The organism is Streptomyces sp. SID5785 (genome assembly GCF_009870065.1).
In the GTDB taxonomy this organism is placed as follows: domain Bacteria; phylum Actinomycetota; class Actinomycetes; order Streptomycetales; family Streptomycetaceae; genus Streptomyces.
In genome coordinates this window covers 1-7,890 of the sequence record NZ_WWIA01000008.1, presented here as the reverse complement: position 1 = coordinate 7,890, position 7,890 = coordinate 1, and the positions used below count along the sequence as shown (strand labels likewise).

Here is a 7,890-nt window from a genome sequence, read left to right as displayed (position 1 = left end):
GCACGCACCGACGTGCGCGCCCGCGGAGAACGGAACGATGTCGATACTGATGTGGGCCAGCCCGGACAGGTCGAGGAGCCGCTCGATCTGCTCCCGCATCACGTCCGCGCTGCCCACCGCGCGGTGCAGGACGGCCTCCTCCATGACCACCCACAGCGTGGGAGCGTCCTCCCGCTCCAGCAGGCTCTGGCGGCGCAGCCGCAGCTCGACGCGGCGCTCGACCTCCTCGTCGCTGCCGTTCGGCAGCCCGCCGCGCAGGACCGCCCGCGCGTAACCCGGTGTCTGCAGGAGGCCGGTGACGTACTGGGGTTCGTAGGTGCGGAGGGTCTTGGCACTGGTCTCCAGGCTGACGAACGCCGTGAACCAGCTCGGCACCGCGTCGCGGTAGGAGTGCCACCAGCCCGGCTCGTTCGCCTGCTCGGCCAGGTCGACGAACTCGTCGATCTCCCCGCGCTCCGCGCCGTAGGTCTCCAGGAGCTTCTCCACGTAGAGAGGCTTCAGGGCGACCTCGGCCTTCTCCAGTCGGCGGATCGTCAGGGTCTTCACGCGCAAGGCCTTCGCCGCGTCCTCCAGCGAGGCGCCCGCGGCCAGCCGCATGTCCTGCAGCCGGCGGCCGAGGATCATGCGCAGGACCGTCGGCGCGCTGGTGCCGGAACGGGCTTCACTCACGCCCAACCTCCTGAGGGACTGTCAACAGCACCATTCTGACAGTGACTTGATGTTGACGCCAGAGTGAAAGGTGCACTTCTGAAATTATCAGGGAGTCGGTTGCAGGCTGGGTGCGATCACGCGCATAGTTGACTCGTGAGCGGTCGAGTCACAGCTCTGACGCAGCATCCGGCCCGGACGGGACGCGCGATGCTGATGCCGTCGTGGGCGCCCCACCCCGGGGCGTCGGCTCCGGCATCCGTCTCACACCGCGCGAGCTGCACCCCCGACTCCCCACCGCTCCCCACACCGCGCCCGCTCCCCGGCAGGCGCTGGAAGGCGACATCCGTGACTCTGTCCTCGGCACCGGCCCCCGCCTTACCCACGACCGCGCCCCGGCGGGAGTTCTGGTTCGGCCTGCCGGCCCTGCGCACCAGCGCGAGATCCGCCCGCGACACCGTGCGCGAGCGGCTGCGTGCCTGGCAGGTCCCCGGCGACACGTGCTGCGACGCGGTGCTCCTGGTCTCGGAGTTGACGACGAACGCGGTCCTGCACACGGACAGCGGTCGCGTCCTGTGCGGCCTGTCGCTGACCGAGGACGCGCAGCGGCTGCGCATCGAGCTGCACGACGAGGGCTGTGCGCCGGTGACACCGCCCGGGCACCGTGCGGGCCCCGCCGAGGAGGGCGGGCGCGGCCTGTTCCTCGTCGAGCAGCTCGCGGACCGCTGGGGCTCGGCGCGCTCCACGCGGGCCGAGGGCCAGGTCGTCTGGGCCGAGCTGACGGCCCTTCCGTGACATCCGGGGGAGCGGCGGCGACCCCGCCGCCCGCACGACCACCGGCGCTCCGGCCGGCCCGCACGGCCCCGCACCGTTCCCCGCACGCGGCGCGGCACTCCTTCTCCACGACTCACCCCAAGAAGGCGCCCATGACCCCCCACGGCGACACCGCATCTCCCGTCGTGCTGTACGTGTGCGCGGACCGGGCACCGGGCGTGCCCGGTGCGGCCACCGAGTGTGCGCAGACGGAAGGCCACGCGTTCGCGCGCAAGCGCGGCCTGACGATCGCCGAGGTCGTCACGGACACCTACGGCGAGCCCGACCCGTCCCGCAGGCTCGGCTGGCGCCGGGTGCGCCAGCTCGTCCGCACGGGCGACATCACGGCCGTCCTGGTCCGCTGGCCGAACGCGATCGCCCCCGAGTCCGCGCACGAACTGCGCCACCGCGAGACGGACTGGCTCCGCGAGCACGGCGTACGCGTCAGGTACACCTGGGCGCCGCTGTCCGCGCTGAGCACCGCGTGAGCGGCACCCTCTGAGCGGGACCCTCTGAGCGGGACCCCCGTCCGCCCCCGGTGGAGCGTGCACCACACTGGGAGGGAACACCGGTGACGGGGAGCAGGCATGACCTACCAGGACCAGCGCTCGACCGCGGACGGGGCACGCGCGGTGCTCGTGCCCCGGCACGTTCCGAGCGGAGCGCGCGCCGCCGTGCTGTTCCTGCACGGCGGGCGGGCCGACAGCCGCGCCGTGTCACGGCCCTGGCACCTGGCCGCGCTGCGGATGCGGCCCTTCGTGCGCGCGACCTCCGCCGAACTCGGCGACGCGCCCGTCGCCCTGGCCGAGGTCCGCTACCGGGTCCGCGGCTGGAACGGCGCGGACGCGGACGCCTTCCACGACGCCGAGCGTGCCGTCGCCGCGCTGGAGCGCCTCGTCGGCGACGTCCCGGTCGTCCTCGTCGGCCACTCGATGGGCGGCCGCGCGGCCCTGCGCGCGGCTGCGGCCCCGCAGGTGCGCGGTGTGGTGGCGCTGGCCCCCTGGTGCCCGCCCGCCGAGCCGGTCGCCCACCTGCGCGGCAAGCACCTCCTCGTCCTGCACGGGGACCGCGACCGGGTCACCGATCCGGGAGCGTCGGTGGCGTTCGCCGAGCGGGCCCGCGCCGCCGGTGCCACGGCGGACGTGCGGATCGTGCCCGGCGGCGACCACGCGATGCTCCGCGACGGCGCGTCCTGGCACCGTGCCGCGGCCCGCGGTGTGGTGACCTTGCTGGAGTGACGGCCGCGCCACCGGGAAGGGGCCGTCGGGGAAGGGAGTTGCGACCATGCTGATCACCGCGGACCGCGTTCTGGCGGGTCCCGAGGCCCACACGATCCACGACGGAGCCGTCCTCGTCCGGGACGGTCTCGTCGCCTGCGTCGGACCGCGCGAGGAGGTGCAGCGGTGCGCCGGGCCCGACGAGTCCCGGCTGGTGTTCCACGGCGCGACGGTCCTCCCGGGACTGATCGACGCCCACGTCCACCTCTGTTTCGACGCCGGGCCCGACCCCGTCGCCGCGTTCCGCGAGCAGGACGACGCCACCCTGTTCGCCGCCATGAAGGAGCGCGCGGAGCAGCTCCTGGCCGCCGGAGTCACCACGGTCCGCGACCTCGGCGACCGGAACGGGCTGGCGCTGCGGCTCGCTGAACAGACCGCCGCGGGGGAGACCGCGGGGCCGCGCATCCTCTCCGCCGGTACGCCGCTGACCCCGCCCGGCGGCCACTGCTGGTTCCTCGGCGGCGAGGTGTCCGGCACCACCGCGATCCGGGACCTGGTGCGGCGCAACGCCGCGGCGGGCGCCCGGGTCATCAAGGTCATGGCGACCGGCGGCGGGCTGACCCGGGGCGGGGCCGCCAGTTGGGAGTCGCAGTTCACGGCGGACGATCTGGCCGCGGTGGTGGACGAGGCGCACCGCGCCGGACTGCCGGTCGCCGCCCACGCGCACGGCGTCGACGGGATCGCGGCGGCCGTGGACGCAGGGGTGGACACGATCGAGCACTGCTCCTGGATGACGCCCACCGGCTTCGCCGTGCAGGAGGACGTACTGGCCCGGGCGATCGAGCGGGGCATCGCGGTCTGCCCGACCGTGAGCCCGAACTGGCGGATGCTGCCGCAGTTCTTCGGCGCCGAACGCGCCGAGGCGCTGTTCGCCGCCGTGCGCCGCATGGTCGAGGCGGGCGCCCGCATCGTCCCCGGCACCGACGCCGGGGTCCAGCGGGCGGCCTTCGGCGGCCTGCCGGGCAGCCTCACCTTCTACGAGCACCTCGGGCTCTCCCCGCACCGGGTCCTGGCCATGGCCACGGCGGAGTCCGCCGCCGCGCTCGGCCTCGGGGAGCGGACCGGCCAGATCACCACCGGATACAGCGCCGACCTGCTCGTCGTCGAGGGCGACCCGGAGGACGGCCTGGAGGTGCTGGAAAAGGTCGCGGCGGTGTTCGCCGCGGGCCGACGCCACGTGCCGGCCGGCTGAGCGGGCCCCGGGCGCCCGGGGCCCGCTCAGCCGGTGACGTACGTAAGCTGGCAGGCATGCGCATGCGACCGACGCTGACCTGGGAGCCCACGGGCGAGGGCGTGCCCGCCTCGACGGACCCGGCGGCCGTCGTCGAGGCCGTCGAGGCGGGCGGCGTCGTCGTCCTGAGCGGCGCCGGGCTCTCCACCGAGTCCGGCATCCCGGACTACCGCGGCGAGCAGGGCTCCCTGCGCCGCGGCCATCTGCCCATGACGTACCAGGAGTTCACCGGCGAGGAGCAGGCCCGGCAGCGGTACTGGGCGCGCAGTCAGCTGGGCTGGCGGGCGATGACGCGGGCCCGGCCCAACGCGGGTCACCGTGCGGTGGCCGCCCTCGCCGACGCGGGCCTCGTCACCGGCGTGATCACGCAGAACGTGGACGGGCTCCAGCAGGCCGCCGGCGCCCGGGATGTCATCGAGCTGCACGGCAGCCTCGACCGGGTGACCTGCCTGACCTGCGGAAACCTCAGCGATCGCGCGGACCTCGACCGTCGGCTGCGCGAGGCCAATCCCGGCTTCGAGGACACCGCCGAGCGGCACCGGGCCGCGCGGGTCAACCCGGACGGTGACGTGGACCTGCCCGAGGACGCGGTGCGCACGTTCCGCGTGGTGCCGTGTGCGGTGTGCCGGACCGGGGTGCTGAAGCCGGACGTCGTCTTCTTCGGGGAGAACGTGCCGCCCGGGCGCGTGGCGGCCTGCCGCCTGCTGGTCGACACCGCGGCCACGCTGCTCGTCCTCGGCTCCTCCCTCACCGTCATGTCCGGGCTGCGCTTCGTGCGCCAGGCGGCGCAGGCCGGCACCCCGGTGGTGATCGTCAACCAGGGGCCGACCCGGGGCGACCGCTGGGCCCGTCACCGGGTCGAACTGCCCCTGGGCGAGGTCATGTCCGCGGTCGTGGACCGGGTGCGCCCCTGACGCCGGGCGCGCTCACCGGACCGGCGCCACGAGGCCGTGCCCGATCAGGCTCGTGGCCGTGTCGACGAGCGTCGCGCCGACCGCGCGGGGGGACCAGCCGAGGAGCCGGCGCGCCTTGTCCGTCCGGATGACCGGGACCCGTCCTGCCTGCCGGACCGCGTCCCGCAGCCGCGGGTCCTCCTGTGCCGCCGCGCGCAGCTCCGCCACCGTGAGCTCGCGCGCCGGGACGCGCGCCGCCGCGTCGCCCAGGTGCTCCGCGAGGACCCGCGCGATACCGAGGAAGCTGACGGCCTCTCCGCCGCAGGCCAGGAAGCGCTCCCCGGCCGCCGCCGGATCGGTCATGGCCCGCACGTGCAGGTCGGCGACGTCCCGCACGTCGACGACACCGAAGCACACCGGCGGCACCACCGGCATCGCGCCGTCCAGCATCGCCTTCACCAGCCCCGTCGACGCCGACGGGTACGGGCCGAGCAGCGGACCGAAGATGCCCGTCGGGTTGATCACCGACAGCTCCGTCCCCCCGCCCTCGGCGGCGACGAAGTCCCAGGCGGCGCGCTCCGCGACCGCCTTGGAGCGCACATAGGGCGTGTTGTCGTCCGCCGGGTCCGTCCAGTCGGACTCGTCGTACGTGTCGCCGGGCCGGCGGCTGTAGCCGACCGCGGCGAACGAGGACGTCAGCACCGTCCGTTTCACGCCCGCGTCCCGTGCCGCCCGCAGCACCCGCAGGGCGCCGTCCCTGGCCGGCACGATCACCTCGTCGGGATCGTCCGGCTGGGTGGCCGGGAACGGCGACGCGACGTGCAGGACGTAGTCGCAGCCCGCGGCGGCCTCCGCCCACCCGGCGTCCGCGGTCAGCTCCGCCTCGGCGTACTCCAGGCGGTCCGCGGGCGCGCCGCCCACCGCCTGCCGCACCCTGGCCGCGCTGTCCGGCGAGCGCACGGTCGTGCGGACCCGGTACCCGTCGTCCAGAAGCCGCTTCACCACGTGCGAGCCGACATGTCCACTGCCGCCCGTCACGAGAACACGCTGATCGTTCATGGTCCTCTGCCTGCCTTTCGTCAACGGAGTGCGGCGATGACGGGCGCGATCGCTTCGACGGCACGCTCCTCGGCGGCCGCGTCGCCGCGCTCGCGCGCGGCCCAGAGATCGGCCTTGAGTCGCAGGTAGCGCAGCCGGGTCAGCATCCGCTCCCGCTCCTCGGCGACCCGCTCGGCGTTGTCCCGGAACAGCGCGTGCAGCCGCGGTGCGTCCCCCGCGTCCAGGTGGTCCAGGTACGCGCGCATGTCGCGCACGCTCATGCCGGTCGAGCGCAGACAGCCCAGCGCCTCGATCCGCTCCACGAGCGCCGGGCCGTAGCGCCGGTGCCCACTGCTGTCGTCGCGGTCCACGCTGCCGATCAGGCCGATCTTCTCGTAGTAGCGCAGCGTCGGCTCGGTCAGTCCGGTGCGCCGTGCCACCTGCTGGATCGTCAGGGCCTCGTACGTCATCGCCATGCGCCCCAGCCTCCGACACTTCAAGCGCTTCAAGTCAAGGCGCGCCCGCCGGCTCCGCCGGGCGGCGGCGGGCCGGGCGGCGGTCGGACCACGGGGACGTTCGTGTCATCATGCAATGACATCGCTTGATGACGTGAACGGGAAACCCTTGCAGCCCTCCATACCGGCGTCCGCGCCCGACTCCTCCTCGTCCTCCCCGTCCTCCTCCGTCCCCTCGACCGCCGACGCCTCGACCGGACCAGGCCCGGTCACGACGTCAGGACCGGCCGGGCTCCGTCACCCCCGCGCCCTCGTGCCCGTTCTCGTCTCGCTCGGCATGCTCGTCGCCGTCGTCAGCAGCCTCGGCGCGCCGCTCATCCCGACGATCGCCGCGGCCGACCACGTGTCGGTCTCCACGGCGCAGTGGGCGCTCACGGTGACGATGCTGGTCGGAGCCGTGGCCACCCCCGTCATGGGGCGCCTCGGCGACGGCCCGCAGCGCAAGCGGGTCATCCTCACCGGCCTCGCGAGCGTGCTGGTGGGCAGCCTCCTGGCGGCACTGCCGCTCGGTTTCGCCTGCCTCCTCGTCGGACGCGCGCTCCAGGGCGTCGGCATGGGCCTCGTGCCGCTCGCCATCGCGACCGCCCGCGACGCGCTGCCCCCGGACCGGGCGCGCTCGGCCGTCGCGACGCTGTCCCTGACCACCGCCGCGGGCATCGGCCTCGGCTACCCGATCACCGGCATGTTCGCGGAGTACCTCGGCATGTACGCGGGCTTCTGGTTCGCCGCCGCGACGGCCGCCGCCGCGTTCGCGGCGACGCTCGTCGTCGTGCCCAGGCCGCCGCACCGGCCCTCCGTGCCGATGGACTACCCGGGCGGGCTGCTCCTGGCCGGCGGCATGGCGGCCCTCCTCGTCACCCTCGCCGAGGGGGAGCGGTGGGGCTGGGGCTCCCCGACGCTCCTTGCCCTCGCCGCCGCGGCCGTCGCCCTGCTCGCCGGGTGGATCGTCCACTCCCTGCACTCGACGCACCCGCTCGTGCGGATCCGCCTCGTGAAGGACCGTGGCGTGCTGGTCGCCAACCTCACCACGATGGTCGGCGGTGTCGGCACCTACCTGCTGATCTCGCTCGTGACCCGGTACGTGCAGACCCCGACGTCCGCCGGGTACGGATTCGGCGCCTCCATCGTCGTCACCGGCCTGCTCCTCGTCCCGTTCTCGGCGGCCAGCCTCCTCACCGGCCGGCTGGTGCGGATGCTGGGCCGCGCGGCGACCCCCGCCCGGATGCTGCCGCTCGGCTGCCTGCTCTCGCTCGCCGCCCTCGTCTGCTTCCTGGTCGCGCGCTCGAGCCTGTGGGGCATCGGCACGATGATGGCGCTCGCCGGTCTCGGGGTCGGCGTCACCTTCGCCGTGACGCCCGGGCTCATCGTCGGCGGTGTGCCGCCGCAGGAGACGGGCAGCGCGATGAGCTTCAATCAGGTCGTGAAGTACATCGGATACTCGACCGGCAGCGCCCTCAGCGCCGTGATCCTCCAGA

9 protein-coding genes are annotated in these 7,890 nt (G+C 74.4%); 6 read left to right on the top strand and 3 right to left on the bottom strand.

The window, feature by feature from the left end:
- The coding region (locus GTW43_RS00390; RefSeq protein WP_161299516.1) for a helix-turn-helix transcriptional regulator at positions 1–669 on the bottom strand (669 nt) is incomplete at its 3' end.
- 327 nt (positions 670–996) lie between these two features.
- On the opposite strand from GTW43_RS00390, the gene GTW43_RS00385 reads away from it, so the two are divergent.
- The 5 genes from GTW43_RS00385 (at position 997) to GTW43_RS00365 (ending at position 4,883) form a co-directional block, all read left to right on the top strand.
- Positions 997–1,443 carry an ATP-binding protein gene (locus GTW43_RS00385; protein ID WP_343245845.1) on the top strand — a complete coding sequence of 149 codons (447 nt, stop codon included), beginning with the start codon at positions 997–999 and terminating at the stop codon, positions 1,441–1,443.
- A 131-nt stretch (positions 1,444–1,574) separates the two neighbouring features.
- Entirely contained in the window at positions 1,575–1,949 is a 375-nt protein-coding gene (locus GTW43_RS00380; protein ID WP_202500864.1) for a recombinase family protein, read from the top strand.
- Positions 1,950–2,048: 99 nt separating this feature from the next.
- Positions 2,049–2,699, top strand: coding sequence for an alpha/beta fold hydrolase (locus GTW43_RS00375; RefSeq protein WP_161299515.1), 651 nt, complete (start codon positions 2,049–2,051; stop codon positions 2,697–2,699).
- 46 nt (positions 2,700–2,745) lie between these two features.
- Positions 2,746–3,930 (top strand): amidohydrolase family protein, encoded by a 1,185-nt coding sequence (locus GTW43_RS00370; protein ID WP_161299514.1) that lies wholly within the window; start codon positions 2,746–2,748, stop codon positions 3,928–3,930.
- A 56-nt stretch (positions 3,931–3,986) separates the two neighbouring features.
- On the top strand, positions 3,987–4,883 hold the full coding sequence (locus tag GTW43_RS00365) for an NAD-dependent protein deacetylase (RefSeq protein ID WP_161299513.1): 897 nt from the start codon (positions 3,987–3,989) through the stop codon (positions 4,881–4,883).
- A 12-nt stretch (positions 4,884–4,895) separates the two neighbouring features.
- Here GTW43_RS00365 and GTW43_RS00360 read toward each other — a convergent pair whose 3' ends face one another.
- Both GTW43_RS00360 and GTW43_RS00355 read right to left on the bottom strand, forming a co-directional pair.
- Positions 4,896–5,921, bottom strand: a complete 1,026-nt coding sequence (locus GTW43_RS00360) for an aldehyde reductase (protein WP_161299512.1) — start codon at positions 5,919–5,921, stop codon at positions 4,896–4,898.
- A 20-nt stretch (positions 5,922–5,941) separates the two neighbouring features.
- Positions 5,942–6,376, bottom strand: coding sequence for a MerR family transcriptional regulator (locus GTW43_RS00355; RefSeq protein ID WP_161299511.1), 435 nt, complete (start codon positions 6,374–6,376; stop codon positions 5,942–5,944).
- A gap of 115 nt (positions 6,377–6,491) precedes the next feature.
- On the opposite strand from GTW43_RS00355, the gene GTW43_RS00350 reads away from it, so the two are divergent.
- A partial coding sequence (locus tag GTW43_RS00350; protein ID WP_237536321.1) for an MFS transporter occupies positions 6,492–7,890 on the top strand: 1,399 nt, incomplete at its 3' end.

Coding starts and splice junctions, on each gene's coding strand:
- GTW43_RS00380 (WP_202500864.1), top strand. CDS start 1,575: ATGACCCCCCACGGCGACACCGCATCTCCCGTCGTGCTGTACGTGTGC.
- GTW43_RS00375 (WP_161299515.1), top strand. CDS start 2,049: ATGACCTACCAGGACCAGCGCTCGACCGCGGACGGGGCACGCGCGGTG.
- GTW43_RS00370 (WP_161299514.1), top strand. CDS start 2,746: ATGCTGATCACCGCGGACCGCGTTCTGGCGGGTCCCGAGGCCCACACG.
- GTW43_RS00365 (WP_161299513.1), top strand. CDS start 3,987: ATGCGCATGCGACCGACGCTGACCTGGGAGCCCACGGGCGAGGGCGTG.
- GTW43_RS00360 (WP_161299512.1), bottom strand. CDS start 5,921: ATGAACGATCAGCGTGTTCTCGTGACGGGCGGCAGTGGACATGTCGGC.
- GTW43_RS00355 (WP_161299511.1), bottom strand. CDS start 6,376: ATGGCGATGACGTACGAGGCCCTGACGATCCAGCAGGTGGCACGGCGC.